Source organism: Streptomyces sp. CoH27 (genome assembly GCF_020181035.1).
Taxonomy (GTDB): Bacteria; Actinomycetota; Actinomycetes; order Streptomycetales; family Streptomycetaceae; genus Streptomyces; species Streptomyces camelliae.
The window spans coordinates 1-15,106 of record NZ_JAIQYY010000066.1 but is presented as its reverse complement, the minus strand read 5'-3'; the positions used below and the strand labels follow the sequence as shown (position 1 = coordinate 15,106).

Sequence of the window (15,106 nt, the reverse complement as noted above, 5' to 3'; positions counted from 1 at the left end):
GGGCCCTGCGCGACGGGGGACTGATCACGGAGCCGCCGTTGGGGCCGAACAGCTCCAGGGCCGTGTCCGGCATCCTCCCGCCCACCGTGGCCTGGACGTTGACCGCCTGCATCACCCACGTCGTGAACAGCTTGCCGAAGTCGTCCGTCAGCGTCGCTGACAGCTCCGTCGTCAGCCGGTCCTGGCACGGCAGGCACTTATCGAGGCCCGCCGCGACGAGCGTGTCGCAACGCTCGGAGTTCCAGGAGTCCTCACCTGCGGGCAGCTGGTGCGTGCCGCCCCTCTCGCACGTCTGTGTCGTCATACCGAGTCAACGTAGCGGCCCGCCCGGACGGAACGGCCGAGCCTCGAACAGATCCCGCACACCTATGCATCACGGCCCGACGGCACCCCCAACGCGTGCACGCGTGCACGTGCACCCGCGTGCACGCGAGTCGACAGCGACCCGAGCGATCGAGAACAGCACCGCCGTGTCGGCGTCCGTGTCGGCCGTGTCAGAGCCCGTGTCGGCCGTGTCGGCGGCGAGACGGCAGACTCCCGTCATGAACACCGCACGACGCCAGTTGGGCATGGGTCCGAGCAGCACCGGCAGCACGACGACGGGCACGGGTGGCCCGCGGCTCTTGCCCGTGGAGCGGATCGAGCCTGACCCGCTCCTGGCGGACGGCGACGGGCACCAGGACACGGCCGTGCGGAAAGGCCGGCGGAGCCTCGGGCCGGGCACCGTACCGGCGCCGAAGGGGTCCCCAGGGAAGTAGTCGGCGCGACCGGACCCCCTTGACCAACCCCCTTGACCCGCAGGTCAGACCCCCTCGCTCCGCTCTGCCCGGCGTCGGCTGGGGGCAAGTTGTACGGCAAGCCGTAGGGCAAGTTGTACGGCAAGTTGCAGGGCCAGTTGTACGGCAAGTTGTAGAGCAAGCCCGCGTGGCGGTCAGGGTGCGACGATGAACGCCACAGGGCGGCCCCCACCATCACTGGGGACCGCCCTGTGGCGGATGGGTCGGAGCCGTTCTTCCTACTGCGTGCCTGCCCACTGCACGAACGCGGCCCACGGGGCGCGGGAGATGGTCATCTCCTCGCCCTGGTCGTGCTTGCCGTCCCTCACCGCTACGGGCGCGGGGGAGGCGAGCCGGGCGACGTATATGCAATTGTCGGGATCGGAGTACGACGACTTGGTGAAGTCGACGCCTCCCCAACGACGGTGCGGCACTGCTGTAGGCACGCGGCGATCACCCTCCTGGTCTCAGTCGGCTCCATGGCCGACCTGCTCAGCAGACCAAACGCACTGTACAGACGGGTGATGTCCTCGCTCCGGGTGGTGTAGAAGCCGCCGACGATGGTCTCCAGGTGCCCTACGCGGGGCCCGCTGCGAAGAGCGTGGACGGTGAACGGCTCCATGTTCCCGGCGGTCGAGACGTCGTCGGGCAACACCCTCAAGCAGATCCGCGGGTGGTGGTCAACGATGTCCAGGAGGTGCTGGAGCTGGTTCGCGTGGAACGGCGGGGTGGTGACCGACTGAAGCAGCGCGGCCTCGCCCATCACGATCCACGCCTGTTCGTCCCCGTCCGGCCGGCGCATCTTCCGCAGGAACGCGGTCGAGCGCCGGTGCCTGACCTTGAGCCTGGCTCCGGCCTCCTCGTCCGGCAGCGACGGTGTCCTCGACCTGATCGCCGCAAGCGCGTATGGCGGGGTCTGGAGCAGTCCGGGGATGAGGAGCGGTGACCAGGCCCGGATCGCCTCGGAGGCCGCGTCCAGTTTCGCCAGCCGGTCCGTGGCCGTCGCGCCCATGCCCCCGGCCATCCGGCCGCACGAGCGCTGATCGGGCGCCCTCAGCTCCTTGATCACGTCATCTGGGGTCACTTCGTCGTGATCTTGCACGTCCTGAACCTCCCTGTCCGGGATGGCAGTTGCTGTCCGTCTCACGGTAGACCCGCTGAGATGCAGCTCACACCGGCTATCAGGACACCGGCCAGTACCAGCGTGGGTACCGGCCTGGGTACCAACGGGAGTACCGGCGGAGGTACCAGCGTGGGTACCGGCGTGCTGGGGTATCCGGTGGATGCCCTTGCAGGTCAGGGCCGGTGGGTATCCGCTCGGCGGCGCGTGACACCTCTCCCTGTGGGGAGAGGCCATATCCACCCTGGCCGAGGGGGCGGTGTCCCCCGGCGCGAACGGGCCTTCGCCGATGGGGCCTGGTCGCGTCGGGGGATGCCGCGCGAGCGGGGGTCCGGGGGCCGGCGAAGGCCCCCGGCACCCACGCGCGGGTCATAGTCCTTGGCCCCGGCCCCGGTTCGGCGGGGGCGGCTGGCGCAGGTGCGGGGGCCGCTCGTCGGGGCGGGGTCCGGTGTAGCGGCGGCTGGTGCCAGCCTTCCTGGTCTTCTTGCTGTCCTCGGTGGGCCGGGCCGCGGCCGACCGTGCGCGTGCCTCTGCCTTCCGCTGCGCCTCCGGCATCGAGGTGCGCAGCGTCTGCTCCTCGCGCAGCTTGGTGGCCTTGGCCAGCTCGGCGGTGCGCTGGCGCTCGTACGTCGCGGCGTCGAGCTGCGCCATCTCGCGGCGTGCGACGCCTTCGGCCTGGTCGCGTTCGCGTGCGTCGCGCTCCACCTCGGGCCCGCTGACGCGCTCCAGTTCCAAGCGGGGGTTGTTCAGGCTGGTCACCTTGACCGCCTCCCGGTAGGCGTCGCTCGCCGCGAGGCGGGCCTCCCTGCCCCGGTCGACGTAGAGGTGGATGGCCTCGCTCGCGGTCTCCGCCTTCTTCAGCTCCGCCTTCTTGTTGGTCCCCAACTTCCGCAGCTCCCAGCGCCCGAGATCCTTGCGGGCGTTGGCCTCCCGCCAGATCCGCCGCGCGGCGTCAGCGGCGGTGTCCGCCCGCTTCGCCCGTGCCATCTGCTCGCTCTCGACCTGTAGATGGGGCTCGGCCTGGGCGAGGAGGGCTCGGCGCTTGTGCAGCTCCTGGACCGCCTTGCCGGTGGTCGCTCCCGTGGCCTGCCCGTCCCACGTCCGCGCGGCCCGCTGGGCGACATCGCGGCTGTTCGCGAAGCGCTCCGCCTGCCGCTCGGCCTTCTGCAGCGCGGCCTTGAGCTTCTCGGCGCCGAGCGCGCCGTAGGGGCGGCGGCGCTTGTCGTCCCAGGCCGGGACCGACTCGACGGCGGGCGGGAGCACTTCGGCCGGCACCTCTTCGCCGCGCTGCTTGGCCCGCCACTGCTCCAGCAAGCGCTGGGCTGGGTCGGTCGACAGGGCCGGGTGGTCGGCGGGGACGACACCGCGCTCGGTCGCGCCACGGCGCAGCATCTCGACGGCCCTCGCCGTGAAGTCCTCGACCTCGTCGGGGACCAGGTCCTCGGAGCGGGCGACCGTGGCCGCCACCCGGGCCTCGGGCGGGGACTGGCCGGTGGACGGGTCCCCCAGGACTGGCCCGAGGGCGGCCCACCGGAGGTCCTTGGCGACCTTGGAGGCGGGGTACCAGACCTGGGCGCCGGCGCCGTCGACCAGGCCGTCGAGTGTGAAGGAGTAGCCGTTCATCCGGCCGGTGGAGGCGACGTTCGCACGGAAGCTGATCCCGGCGTCGGTGAGGCCGGATTCGAAAGCGTCGCGGCCGAGTCCGCGGCTGGCGTCGCGGACTTCGCGGACGATGCGGCGCAGCTCCTCGCGCTCCGGCGGCACGGTGGCGTCCGGGCCCCGGCGCCGGTTCGACGCCTCGAGTTCGTTGTTGCGGACCTGCGGGCCTTCGGCGCGGAAGCGGTCGCGGGCGCGGACCAGGCCGTGCTCCTCCTCCAGGAGGTCGGCGGCCTCGCGGGCGCGGCGGTAGTCCCACCGGTCGGTGAGCAGCTGCCCGGACCAGTCGACACGGCTCACCGTGAGGTGGATGTGGTCGTCACCGTGCCGTACGGCGACCCACGGCGCGGAGCCGAACCCCATCTCCGCGATGAACTTGTCCGCGATGTCGGCCCACTGGGCATCGGGCAGGATGCCGTCCTCGTCGGGCAGCGATAGGGAGCACCGCCAGATCGGCGCGGTGATGTCCGGGCGCCGGCGGGCCGTGTGGTCGATCATCCGGGCGACCTGCAGCGGCGTGCCGGTCACGTTCCCCGCCACGATCCGCGGGTTCACGTGCTCGTCACGGCGTCCGGGCCCGAAGTCGTAGACCAGGGCGCCGACTGCCTTCCGGCCCTTGGTGATGTTGGCGATCACTCGGGGTCCGTCGGCCGCATCGGCTCGATGCCCCGGATCACGAGGGCGGCGTTGCCGACCTCGAACAGGGCGGCCTCGATGCCCGGGTGCAGGGCGCCGTCCTGGTGGGTGTAGCGGACGAGCTGGTTGAGGTTGTTGCCGATCCGCACCAACTCGTCGTAGGCGGCCTGCGTGACGGGGTCGAGCGGCGCCGGCCGACGCTCGGCGCCCGGCGCCTGGCCGTCGCCGGTGCCGTCGAGCACGTCCTCGACCACCGCGCGGACCCACGCGCCCATCTCGCGACGGCCCGACCCCGCACGGGCCGTCTCCCACCGCTGCCGCTCCTCGTCGTTCAGCCGCACCGACACCGTGTGCCCGCGCTTGCTGCCCGGCGTCCCGCGCACCATCAAGACCCTCCCGCACCCACCGACATGACGCCCGGACCGGGTGCCGACACGGTGCCGACACAGCCGTGTCGGCCGTGTCACCGGCGCCGACACACCCCGGGCGAGACCGTGTTCAGCGACTGAACACGGCCCTCCACCAGTCGTACCACTCGGGCTTGTGCGCACCGCTTGCGGGGCGCAGGACGGTGCCAGGGGCCGCCTCGCGGCCTCGGGCTCCGTCCCGCCTCGCGGCCCCCAGGGCCGCGGGCCGACCGCCCCTTTCGGGGGCGGTCTCCCCCGGCAAGCGCAGCGCGCCGGGGCGAGGGGCCGGTAAGCGAAGCGCACCGGCATACCTCGCTGCTGAGTTGTTGGTCGCGGCGGAGGGTCAGGCGATCGTCGCGGCCAACAACTCAGCCTGGACGGTGCCGCTGTCGGTCACCTGCCTGTGGGACCACGCTGCCGGAGCCTCTGGGCTCCGGTGGCCGGCGCTTGCGTCGGCCGTCCCCGAGGACCACCGGCGTGGCGTTCAGACACTGAACGGGTCGCACAGCAGGTGCACCGGCTCGGCCAGCTCGGGCGCGACCGGGAGGCCGCAGGCGACGCAGCCGGGTTCGGCCGACGTCGGCTCGGCGGCCTTGGCCGTCGGGGTGGACTGGGTGCGGTCGACGGGCAGTCCGGCGGCGCGACGGCGGGCCTGCTCGGGCCGGGCGTAGTCGCGCGGGCTGACGCCGAGCGCGAAGGCGTTGCCCTCCATCTCCGCGGGCGTCTCCCAACGCGGGCGGCGGTGCTCGGTCTTCTGCGGCGGTACGACGTGCTCGCCGGTCATCTCGCCGGTGGTCAGGTCGACGTCGGGGCCGAACATGTCGGTGCCCCACGTCAGGCCCCACGACTCCAGGAGTTCGCGGACGGCCGCGCGGGCGGCGTCCTCCATGTCGAGCCCGGCCTGGATCGCGTTGTCCGACGAGACCTTGACCGCGACGCGGAGCTGTCCGCGGCGGCCGGAGTGGGCGGCGACCTTCTGCTTCCACGGGTCGGGGGCGACCTGGACGAGGACGGCGGTGACGTCTCGGCGGTCCTCTTCCTGCATGACCTCGGCCGCGTCGCGTTCGGCGGCGCCGGTGAGCCGTTCCAGGCGTTCGCGCACGTCACCGGTCCAAGTGAGCATGCGGGAGCCCTTGGTGGCGCGCTCGTACTCGCGGTACAGCTCGCGCTCGGCGTCGTCGCCTGCGAGGGCCAGGCGCAGGATCTCCATCGCGGTGCGGCCGTCCTTGCGGCCGGTCTTGTTGTCGCCGCGCAGCAGCTCGTTGCCGAGCGCGCGGGCGCGGGCGGCCTGGCCGATCTCCTCGCGGATGTCGGCGATCAGCGCGTCGGCGTCGGCCTCGGCCCGGGTCTTGCCCTGCTGGCGGGCACGGTCACGGCGGGCACGGGCGTCCTTGAGGCGCCGTGCCTGGTCAGCGGTCGGACGGGCGTCCCTGGAGACGGTGTTGACCGGTGCGTCGGGCGAAGGGGCGGGCTTCTGCTCGTCCTTGTCCTGGACCTTCACCAGGTAGCGGGCGAGGTCGGCGGCGCCCTCGGCACCACGGCGGGCCGGGTCGACCTTCACGCCGTGCTTGCGCGACGGCCGACCGAGACCCAGGGCCGTGCACACGGCCTGCCACCGGACGTACAGCTCGGCTTCGATGGCCTTCGCGACGTCGTCCGTGACGGGCTCCTCGAACCACACGACCGCGTGAATGTGCGTGTGCCAGCCGTTGGCCCACGAATGGGTGACCTCCAGTGCCCGGGTGGCACCGACGATGCCGTAGTCCTTGCGCATCCGGCGCCACCACCGGCTCTGGAGCATCCGGCGCCAGGCGTCCGCCGTGCGCTGGAGCTGCCCCGGCCTGACCTGCTGCTTTCCGTCCTTGTCCTTGACCGGGTTGCCCTCGCGGTCGAAGACGAGGCGGTCCTCCAGGACGGCGTGCTCGCCGTGGCGGGAGGTGAAGGTGGCCATCGCCATGCCGTGCCCGGCGTGGGTCTTGCCACGGTCCGCCGGATCGCCGGTGCACAGCTCGGCGTCGTGCTCCAACCCCCAGGCGTGGGCGTACGTCTCCATCAGCGCGGCGCGGTCCGCGCGGACCACCGGCATGCACTCGGGGCATGACCAAACCGACCCACACCGGAACAATCCGGTGAATCCGCCGGTGCCGTCACCCTTTTGGGTGATCGCCACGGCGCCCGCGACCGTGTTCACCGCGCACGCCTTCACGGACGGGAGGGTGCTGATCGCGCGGGCCTCGTCCAGGAGCCGCATGCGCTTCTGCAGCTTGTTGTTGCGCTGCTCGTACTTCTCGCCCAAATCGGGCGTACCGGGCGCCGGTTCGGTGCGGCTTTCGTCGGGGTGTTCGCGCAGGTCAGCGTCGGTTTCGGCCGTCGGAGCGGCAACACTGTTCTCTGCTTTCCCAGGCGCCCCGCCGTCGTGGCCGATCTGGGGTGCCGCAGCCTGGTGTTGGGGGTGGCTGGCGGGGGTGGTGCGGGCCGTGGTGAGCCCGCCGCACCCGCAGGCGCACGGGACGCGCGGTGCGTCCGCAGCGGCCTTCTGGCGGGCCTCTACGGCGTTCTGAGCGGCTTTCGGGTCGCGGAAGCGGTTCAGGGCCTCGCCGAGCGCGGTACGGGCGTCCTCGCCCATACGGGCGTTGGCCAGGCGGGCCTTGAAGTCGGCGGCGACGGCGGCGCGCTGGGCGCGGGCTGCGGGGGTCTCGACGGCCTGGTGCTCGCCCTCGGGCAGTTCGACCCTGACCAGGCCGGAGGCGATGAGCGCCTGCGACGTCCAGAAGATGGCGTTCTCGGCGGTGGCGGTCGCCACCTTCGCCTCGACCTGCGCTTTGTGGCGCTTGGCGCGGGCCTCGCGGCGGCGCTGAGCGTTGGAGCGGTGGGAGGCTCGGGGGTCAAATGCGGAGGTACCCGGCGTATCGCACGGGTGATCGTCAGGCTTGGTTGCCTGGAGAGGTGTTGCGGGACCGGTGGCCCCGGGTACGCTGATCAAAGCGTTGGGTCCTTGAAGGTGCGCCTGAGAAACGACTGGTGAGGACTCGCGCGGGGCGTTCCCGAACTCCTACATCCGGGGCGCCCCACGTTCTTTTGTGGGGATGATCCTTTCGCATTCTGGCGGGGATATCCACTACGACGCCGAAAGTGATCCGTGAGATCTCAGGAGGCGAACGAAGGCCCGCGACAGTTCCCGTGTCGCGGGCCTTCGTGCTGCCTGCCGTCCCGTCAGACGGTCAGTCCTTGTACGCGATTGAGGAGAGGCCGCCGTGGGCGCGGTCGAGTGCTCCGCGCAGGGTCTCGGCGGCGCCGGCCGCGATGGTGAGGCCGTCGTAGGTGGCGACGAGGTCGGCGTCGAGCTGGTGCTTGTCGCTCTTGAGGTGGTCGGCGTCCTCAAGGGCCTTGATGTGGTTGGCGATCTGCTCCAAGAGCTGGGGCAGGCGCATGGCGAGGGTGGAGAGGTTGCCGACGACGTCGTACGCGTCGCCGGGGTACTCCCAGTCCGCCTGGGGGCTGCGGGTGCGGTGGTTGAGCGCGCGGATCGCCTCGGCGGCGTCGTCGGCGAGCTGGGCGGGGGCCTTGTCGGTCATGGTCGGATCCTCTCAGTGGGGTGTGACAGTCAGTGCTGGTCGCGGAAGTCGCTGATCTCGCCGCAGCGCATGCTGTTCGGCGCGGCCTCGGCCGTGTAGGGCGTGAGGTCCTGGTCAGTCCACATGTCTCGGGCGACCCGGACGTGGGCGGCGCAGACGTAGGCGGTGGCGTCGAGCCTGCCGCCACCGGCGGGGCTGTACGCCTCGACGGCCGCGGTGACCTTGGCGGTGCAGATGTGCGGCATCGTGCTGAAACGGATGGTCATGGGCGGTCAGACCTCGGTCGGCTGGGCGGTGACTCGCTTCCAGGACTCGCGCAGCCGGACGGCTCCGCCGACGTAGCCGAGTTCGCGGTAGCGGGCCTCCATCTCGCGGTAGGAGCGCGGGGGGTTGGTCTCGGTGACGATCATGTGCACGACGGCGTCCATCTCGACGTCGGACAGAGCGGCGCCGGGCTCGGGCACGTCCGTGTCGGCGTCTGTGTCGGCGTCCGTGTCGCGCAGGTCAGGGGCCGTGTCGGTCGGCGGCACGGGCTCCGGCACGTACCACGCGGCAGGCTTCAGCTCGGGGACCGGCTCCGGCTCCAACTCCACCGGCTCCGGCTGCGGCTCGGGCTGCGGGGCAGGTGCCGGCGGCGCGGCGGGCACCTCGACCGGAGCCACGGGGGCCGGTGCAGCGGTGCGGGCGCGCTGCTCAATCACCAGGGCGTCGGCGTCGGAGATGCCGGCGCGCAGCGCGAGGGCGAGCAGTGTCCAGCACAGGGCGAGCAGGGTGCTCATGACGACGAGCGTCACGGTCACCAGGTCCCGGCCTCCCTGGTGGATGTGGGCGGTGATCTCGGCGCCGTACCCGATCGCCATCACCGCACCGGCCGTCCACTGCACGGCGCTGGACCGGGTCACCGCGCTGCTGAGCAGGATCAGTTCGGCGGCCAGGACGAGGACCTGCAGGGCGACGGGCAGCGCCCAGGCGGCCGGAGCGGGCAGCCTGCCGGGCAGGTAGCCGCGCAACGCCCACACCTGTACGGCGGCGAACGTCAGGCTGCACAGCAGCAGGACCCACAGGCTGACGTACGTGATGGAGCGGTAGATCGCGGTGGTGGTGGTGCGCATCTGCTGCGCGACCATCTCCCGGACGAGCAGACCGCCCGTGCCGGAGGCGGTGTCGGCGACCGTGACACGCAGGTCAGGGGCCGTGTCGGCGGTGTGTCGAGGCATCTGTACCTCCTGAGTGGAGAGGGAGAGAGGGGCCGGGCCCGTAAGGGCCCGGCCGTTACTGGTTAGCAGTCGCCGCAGGTCTCGCCGGGGGCGAGCGGGCTGCTCGTGTAGGCGCCGCAGGCGGGGCACTGGTACAGGTGCCGCAGGACCGGAATGCGGGCGAGGATCCGGCGCAGGGTCATCGCTTCCCCCTGCCGCCGCACGCCGTGCACGACCGCCAGGTCGTGATCTGGGCTCCACCGCTGCCGGTCGTCGTCTCCGACTTGCCCCCGGCACCGCCACACGAGGTGCAGGTCATGACCGGTCCCCCTTCGGCGTCTTGGGGGTGCCGGGGACCGGCTTGGACGGCTTGGGGAACCAACCCCCGCGGCTGGACTGGTACGTCGGGCCGTTCGCCTTCTCCTCGTCGGACAGCTTCTCGCGCAGCTCGCTCTGGGGGATGGACTTCCGGAATGCCATGATGTGGCTCCGTCTCGTGTTCGGGATGGAACCGGAGCGCCCTGTCTTCCGCCAAGTCGTCGGGGCGCTTCGGTGCTTTCTGGGTCCCCCGGCCCCTTCCGGGGCGGGGAGTCTGGGTGGTAGCCGACCGGGGTAACCGGGCCGGTAGCCGGAGGTAGCCGGTCGGTAGAACCGCAGGTCAGATGCGGGGTAGCCGGGGCTACGCCACTCCCTGGGCCGATCCCTTGGATCCGTCCTCGGGGAGGGGCTTGACGAGGGTCAGGCAGCGGGCCTGCGCGGGCTCTGCGGCGGCCGGAAGTGGAACCGTGACGGGGGTCTCTCCGGGGGCCGGGGCGGGGGCCGTCGGGGCGGTGGGAGCGCCTCCCCCGAGGAGCGCGGCGAGGGGCTCCCCCGGGACTGCCCCGAGGGCCTCGCGGACGCGGTCGACGCGGACTCCGTAGTCGACGTCTCCCTTCACCTTCACGGACTTGGTGACGGGGATCCCGGACGCGTCGAGCCACTGCCGCATCGCGGCCTTGTCCATCGAGCCCGGGACGAGGAGGCCGGCGGTCTCCGCCGAGGCGACGAGCGCGGTCACGTGGACACCGCCCTTCCCCGCCTTCTCCAGTTCGGCGACTTCGCCGAGAACGTGCCGGGCGAGGAGATCGGCCCGGGACGCCAGGGCGTCCTCGACGGGGGTCTCCCCCTGCTCCTGGTGCTCGTCGGCGAACCCGGCCTCGCCGTCTACCTCTTCGTCCTCCGCCTCGCTCGGGGCCGGAGGAGGGGCAACCATCCAGGCCGCAACCATCCAGGCCAGTCCCCCTACCGTGACGAGCACGCCGCGCCAGGGCGCGAGCAGCTGCACGTACGGCCACACCAGCGTGGAGACCGTGCCCAGCGCCCCGGCGGCGAGCACCCCGCCCAGGGCGAACATCCCCGCAGCCTCAAGGAAGGGTCGACGCACTGCCGTTGCCCCGCTGCCGGTCCCTTCGCCCTCCGCACTGCGGGTGGCCGGCGTCTCGGTACGGGCCTGCTCCCACGCCCACGCCAGCCCCTTGCCGACGCACCCGCAGGCTTTGCCCGCCAGGATCACCGAGCCGGACACGAGCGCGGTGAGCGTCGCTCCGCTGCCCCGGGTCACCGCCCGGACCTCCTTGACCGTGCTCACATCGCCCCCAGGACGGCCGCGAGCTTGATCACGAGGTTGTGGCCGATCGCCCAGATCCCCCCGGCCTGGGCGTAGATGACCCCTGCGGAGAGGCCGAAGAGCGCGGGCCACATCAGGCGCTTCCAGCGGGGCAGGAACGTCACGGCGGTGAGCGCGAGCGCGGTACCGCCGAGGCCGACGTCGCCGCCCACGCTGCCCGCGATCAGCGAAGTCGGCACGCCCGCAACGCCGGTGGCGACGTCGCCCCACAGGCTCCCGGCCGCGACGGCGATCGTGCCGAAGGCGATGCCGATGCCTCCCGCCTTGTCGCGGTTGAGGCTGACGCGGTCGCTGCCGCGCAGCCCGACCCAGAGCACGATGCCGGTGGTCAGCGCGAGGCCGGACATGCCGACCGATCCCAGGACGGGCCCGGCGGCGAGAACGACGGTGGTGGGCTCGGTGGTCATGACAGGACTCCAGGGACGTAGAGGAGGTGGGACTGACGGGGGCTGGGCCTGCTGGTCACAGCACCCACCACAGTTCGAGGGCGATCACAGCGGCCATGAGCAGGGACATCCGGGCGAGGAAGCGAACGTCGCTCGCCGGTGAGCGCCAGCTGGTCACCGCGAAGAGGAGGAAGACCCCGAGGAAGACGTAGCCGCTCACAGGACGACTCCGGGGGCGTAGAGCAGGGCGGAAGCCACGACGGTGGCCAGCGGCACGCGGGCCAACCAGCGGACCAGCGGGGACGACTGAGCGGCCCGGCGCTCCAAGAGCCACCAACAGGCGGCGGCTGTCGGCGCGACGGCGAGCAGCGGCGAAAGGAGCGAGCCCCACGGCTCGGCCGACGCCAGCGCATCCCGGACTACCGGGGCAGTGCCCTGTCCCCACATCGCGGCGGCAATCGCCCCCGCAGGCCGCGCGAGAATCCCCAGGAAGCCGGGCAGGCGGTGCAGGTGGATCAGCGTCACCGCCTTCCACCCCGCGACGGCCGCACCCACCGTGATGGCCGTGGCGGTCATCTGCGGCACGGACACCGTGGCGCTGGCCATGAGACCGACTCCGTAGAGCGGGTCACCGGTCACCGACCACAGCACCAGGTGCCCGGCCGCTGCCGCCGAGGCGCTGAACAGCACCTTCCGCGTGCGGGGTTCGGACAGCAACGGCACCGCCTCGACAACCGCCTCGGCCACACCCGCCGGCCGCACCATCGCCCGACGGCGTGCACGGCGGGCGGCCTTCGAGTCCACGGCCACCGGCTCGGGCCCCGTGTCGGCTCCCGTGTCGGCCGTGTCGGTGTCCGTGTCGGGCAAACCCGCCGTGTCATCAACTGTGCTCACAGCGCACCCGCCTTCTCCAGCGCCAGGTACAGCGCGCGGCGTTCGGACTGCCGCAGGCCCGCCCGGATGCCCCGGATCTGGAAGACGCTGGGGACCTCGCGCATCTCGCGGACCAGGCAGGACTCGATGAGCGGGCAGCCCTCGCACATCGTGAGCGCGATCCGCTCGTGACGGTTCGGCGGCTGAGCCAGGCCGGACGCGGACGCCTCCGGGAAGAAGGCTTCCGGGTCGGTCGTCGAGCACACGGGCACGACGTCCTCAGCGGCCGGCCGCAGGCTCCGGGTGATCAGCCGGTACCGCACGACGAGTTCGTCGGTTCCGGGTCGAGCGGTGTGCCGTAAGGCAGCCGTACCCATGGCAAATCCTCCCTATTTGCTGGGATTTGACGACCCGTTGGGCCGTCGCCTGCCATGAAGGTACAGCACTGGACACGAAAAGGTCCAGCACTGGGTCTAGTGCTGTACCAAATCGGGGGAGTGGTCTACCGTCGGAGGTACACAACCTGAGCAGCACCAGACGAAGGAGGGCCAGATGAGCGAAGGCGAGGGGTACGCGGGTATCGCCGCGTACTACGCCGAGCGGATCCGGAAGGGGGAGATTCCTGCGGGCACGAAGCTGCCCTCGCTCCGGGAAGTCTGCGAAGCGCACAGCGTGAGCATGAAGACGGCCATGCGCGCGTTCACACAGCTCAAGGCATGGGGCCTGACCGTGCCCAAGGTCGGCGTCGGCACCATCGCCGCCGCGCCGGTCAGCGACAACATCGAAGGCCGTGTGCGGACCTACAACACGACAGGCCGCGCGCTCGCCTCCGGGGAGACCTCGCGGATCCTGGAGATCGGCACCGTCGCCGCCAACGAGATTGTGGCCGCCCGACTCGACATCGAGCCGGGCACGCCCGTCGCGGTCCGCCGGAGGGTCGTCAGCCGCGATGGCGTGCCGACCCACTACTCGTCCAGCTACTACCCCTCCTACGTGATCAACGCGGTGCCCGAACTCACCGAGCCCGTGAGCACCGGCGGGTCCCGGGAGCTGGCCGCCGAGAGGCTCGGAAGCACGCAGAAGACCGTGCTGGAGGAGGTGACCAGCCGATACGCCACGGAGGAGGAGAAGTCCGCCCTTGGGCTCACCGGATCGGTGATCATCACCCAGGTCGTGCGGACCGTGCACCTCAAGGACGACCGCATCGTGGAAGTCGCGGTGAAGGTGGTCAGCGGGTCGACCGTGCTGAAGTGGTCGACAGACCTAGAGTGACCCCGTCAGTGACGGAAAGCCCCCTCCGGTTCGAGCTTCCGGCAGGGGGCTTTCTGCTGCTCAGGGCGCGGCTACGCGCCGGGGTTTACATGGCCAGCCGGACGCCGAGTACAGCTCTCGTCGTTGTGCTCGTGGACAGGCTGGCGGGGGAGGGGAGGGGGGCCGGGTTGCTGTCCGGTTTGCCGGATTTCCCGGGGGAGTTGGGTGCGGACCGTACCCCCGCCGTCACGGATGACCGCGCGTGAGGCGAGCGCACCGTCCGGCCGTGGCTGGCGGGGAGCACCTGCTGCCGCGCGGTGGCTGAGACCGGTTCAGGCTCCCGCCGGCGGGCGTATCGCCGTGGCGTAGGAGCGTGTCGACAACCCCGTGTCGGCGTGTGTCGGTGGCCGTGTCGCCCAGGTCAGGGGCCGTGTCGGCCCGCATCGCCGTCTTCGGGCCCAAGCCAGCGGGCGAGACGCCTCTCCAGCTCGGCGCCCGGGTCCTCCAGCGGGGCCAGGTCGAAGAGCGCGTCGCCCGGGTCGTCCGCCGGCGGAAGTGGCTTCGTCGCTGACCTGCGGGGCGGCGGCGGGGGAGTAGGCGCCGGAATCACCGGTTTGACCTGCTCTGATGGCCTTTCGACAACCGGAGAAACCCGGGTTTCGTCAACAGGAGAAACGTCCGGCGCCGTTTCTCCTGTTGACGAAACGGGGGCCGCAGCGGCCAGGGCCTCATCGATGAGCCGCTGGTCTCTCCGCTTGCGGTACGCCTGTTCCCGGCACAGGCGCTTGCAGTAGTCCCTGCTCCGGCCCACGCCGGACTGCTTGATGCTGCCGCCGCACCAGGCGCACAGCTTGGCGCCGTCGGCGTCTCTGGGCGTCTCGGTCTTCACCATGGCGACGACCGTACGCCGCTCGGACTCCCCCGTGTCGACTGCCGTGTCGGCGTCCGTGTCGCGCAGGTCAGGGCCGTGTCGGCGGTGCGGTGGTGCATCCGGCGGCGGTCAGCGCCCTGGTGATGAGCGCCCGTTCATCGGCCGTCAAGGGACGTGTGTTGTCCCACTCGTTGAGCGGGTCGTACCCGAACAGGGCGACGGGGCCGCGCGTCTCGGGGGCGTCCTCGGGCCGGACTCCGGCGACGTGGGCCAGCGCCACGGCGGCGTACGGGTTGGGCTCGTACTCGTCGCGCAGGACCAGCGCGCAGTCCGACATGGCGATCCGCAGCCGTGAGCCGTCGGTGAGGAACGCGCGGCCGATGCCGTGGGGCCCAAGGGCCTTCTCGGCGACGGCGATGCGGTCGCCCCACTCTGCGCGGCCGTCGGGGTGGATCAGGACGTAGACGGGTGCGTCGGTGGTCATGGTCCCGACCGTAGCGGCGGGCGCGGCCGTGCCGGTCCCGATCGCGCCGACGATGCCGTCGAGGACGTCGTTCAGCACCGCTTCGCGCTCGGCCGGCTTCATCGCGGTGAGCGCCTCGACCGCCTTCTTCGTGTCGAAGGAGAACCCCACCACGGGCGGCCCCGCGTTCGGCGTCCGCGCGCTCGGCAGCCGCACCCCGCGCCGGGCCC

At 71.8% G+C, this 15,106-nt stretch carries 18 protein-coding genes; 1 reads left to right on the top strand and 17 read right to left on the bottom strand.

Annotated features, from left to right (window positions below):
• The 15 genes from LE548_RS44190 to LE548_RS44120 form a co-directional block, all read right to left on the bottom strand.
• Nucleotides 1-304: hypothetical protein (locus LE548_RS44190; RefSeq protein ID WP_225102690.1), on the bottom strand; the 304-nt coding region annotated here is incomplete at its 3' end.
• 711 nt (nt 305-1,015) lie between these two features.
• Entirely contained in the window at nt 1,016-1,144 is a 129-nt protein-coding gene (locus LE548_RS44185; protein WP_225102691.1) for a DUF397 domain-containing protein, read from the bottom strand.
• The gene (locus LE548_RS44180; protein ID WP_225102689.1) at nt 1,108-1,860 is read right to left on the bottom strand and encodes a DUF5753 domain-containing protein; all 753 of its coding nucleotides are present in this window, start codon (nt 1,858-1,860) and stop codon (nt 1,108-1,110) included. The genes LE548_RS44185 and LE548_RS44180 overlap by 37 nt, the downstream gene beginning before the upstream one ends.
• 405 nt (nt 1,861-2,265) lie before the next feature.
• Entirely contained in the window at nt 2,266-4,188 is a 1,923-nt protein-coding gene (locus LE548_RS44175; RefSeq protein WP_225102688.1) for a relaxase/mobilization nuclease domain-containing protein, read from the bottom strand.
• Entirely contained in the window at nt 4,185-4,574 is a 390-nt protein-coding gene (mobC, locus tag LE548_RS44170; RefSeq protein WP_225102687.1) for a plasmid mobilization relaxosome protein MobC, read from the bottom strand. Before mobC ends, LE548_RS44175 begins: the two co-directional genes overlap by 4 nt.
• A gap of 505 nt (nt 4,575-5,079) precedes the next feature.
• On the bottom strand, nt 5,080-7,398 hold the full coding sequence (locus LE548_RS44165; RefSeq protein WP_225102686.1) for a hypothetical protein: 2,319 nt from the start codon (nt 7,396-7,398) through the stop codon (nt 5,080-5,082).
• Nucleotides 7,399-7,816: 418 nt separating this feature from the next.
• On the bottom strand, nt 7,817-8,170 hold the full coding sequence (locus tag LE548_RS44160; RefSeq protein ID WP_225102685.1) for a hypothetical protein: 354 nt from the start codon (nt 8,168-8,170) through the stop codon (nt 7,817-7,819).
• 29 nt (nt 8,171-8,199) lie between these two features.
• Nucleotides 8,200-8,436, bottom strand: coding sequence for a hypothetical protein (locus LE548_RS44155; protein WP_225102684.1), 237 nt, complete (start codon nt 8,434-8,436; stop codon nt 8,200-8,202).
• 6 nt (nt 8,437-8,442) lie between these two features.
• Nucleotides 8,443-9,387 (bottom strand): hypothetical protein, encoded by a 945-nt coding sequence (locus LE548_RS44150; RefSeq protein ID WP_225102683.1) that lies wholly within the window; start codon nt 9,385-9,387, stop codon nt 8,443-8,445.
• A gap of 294 nt (nt 9,388-9,681) precedes the next feature.
• Nucleotides 9,682-9,846 carry a hypothetical protein gene (locus LE548_RS44145; protein ID WP_225102682.1) on the bottom strand — a complete coding sequence of 55 codons (165 nt, stop codon included), beginning with the start codon at nt 9,844-9,846 and terminating at the stop codon, nt 9,682-9,684.
• 199 nt (nt 9,847-10,045) lie between these two features.
• Nucleotides 10,046-10,993, bottom strand: a complete 948-nt coding sequence (locus tag LE548_RS44140) for a hypothetical protein (protein ID WP_225102681.1) — start codon at nt 10,991-10,993, stop codon at nt 10,046-10,048.
• The gene (locus tag LE548_RS44135; protein WP_225102680.1) at nt 10,990-11,439 is read right to left on the bottom strand and encodes a hypothetical protein; all 450 of its coding nucleotides are present in this window, start codon (nt 11,437-11,439) and stop codon (nt 10,990-10,992) included. The genes LE548_RS44140 and LE548_RS44135 overlap by 4 nt, the downstream gene beginning before the upstream one ends.
• 55 nt (nt 11,440-11,494) lie before the next feature.
• Entirely contained in the window at nt 11,495-11,638 is a 144-nt protein-coding gene (locus LE548_RS44130; RefSeq protein ID WP_225102679.1) for a hypothetical protein, read from the bottom strand.
• Complete coding sequence (locus LE548_RS44125; protein ID WP_225102678.1) at nt 11,635-12,312, bottom strand: hypothetical protein; 678 nt, start codon at nt 12,310-12,312, stop codon at nt 11,635-11,637. Before LE548_RS44125 ends, LE548_RS44130 begins: the two co-directional genes overlap by 4 nt.
• Nucleotides 12,309-12,668 (bottom strand): WhiB family transcriptional regulator, encoded by a 360-nt coding sequence (locus LE548_RS44120; protein WP_225102677.1) that lies wholly within the window; start codon nt 12,666-12,668, stop codon nt 12,309-12,311. The genes LE548_RS44125 and LE548_RS44120 overlap by 4 nt, the downstream gene beginning before the upstream one ends.
• Before the next feature lie 175 nt (nt 12,669-12,843).
• Here LE548_RS44120 and LE548_RS44115 point away from each other — a divergent pair, with 175 nt between their 5' ends.
• A complete protein-coding gene (locus tag LE548_RS44115) occupies nt 12,844-13,563 on the top strand; it encodes a GntR family transcriptional regulator (protein WP_225102676.1) in 720 nt (239 codons plus the stop codon).
• Nucleotides 13,564-13,963: 400 nt separating this feature from the next.
• Here LE548_RS44115 and LE548_RS44110 read toward each other — a convergent pair whose 3' ends face one another.
• Nucleotides 13,964-14,434, bottom strand: a complete 471-nt coding sequence (locus LE548_RS44110) for a hypothetical protein (RefSeq protein WP_225102675.1) — start codon at nt 14,432-14,434, stop codon at nt 13,964-13,966.
• 67 nt (nt 14,435-14,501) lie between these two features.
• A partial coding sequence (locus LE548_RS44105; RefSeq protein WP_225102674.1) for a hypothetical protein occupies nt 14,502-15,106 on the bottom strand: 605 nt, incomplete at its 5' end.

Bases quoted from the DNA above. Each gene is read 5' to 3' on its own strand.
- LE548_RS44160 (WP_225102685.1), bottom strand. From the start codon at position 8,170: ATGACCGACAAGGCCCCCGCCCAGCTCGCCGACGACGCCGCCGAGGCG.
- mobC (WP_225102687.1), bottom strand. From the start codon at position 4,574: ATGGTGCGCGGGACGCCGGGCAGCAAGCGCGGGCACACGGTGTCGGTG.
- LE548_RS44135 (WP_225102680.1), bottom strand. From the start codon at position 11,439: ATGACCACCGAGCCCACCACCGTCGTTCTCGCCGCCGGGCCCGTCCTG.
- LE548_RS44115 (WP_225102676.1), top strand. From the start codon at position 12,844: ATGAGCGAAGGCGAGGGGTACGCGGGTATCGCCGCGTACTACGCCGAG.
- LE548_RS44150 (WP_225102683.1), bottom strand. From the start codon at position 9,387: ATGCCTCGACACACCGCCGACACGGCCCCTGACCTGCGTGTCACGGTC.
- LE548_RS44145 (WP_225102682.1), bottom strand. From the start codon at position 9,846: ATGGCATTCCGGAAGTCCATCCCCCAGAGCGAGCTGCGCGAGAAGCTG.
- LE548_RS44155 (WP_225102684.1), bottom strand. From the start codon at position 8,436: ATGACCATCCGTTTCAGCACGATGCCGCACATCTGCACCGCCAAGGTC.
- LE548_RS44120 (WP_225102677.1), bottom strand. From the start codon at position 12,668: ATGGGTACGGCTGCCTTACGGCACACCGCTCGACCCGGAACCGACGAA.
- LE548_RS44110 (WP_225102675.1), bottom strand. From the start codon at position 14,434: ATGGTGAAGACCGAGACGCCCAGAGACGCCGACGGCGCCAAGCTGTGC.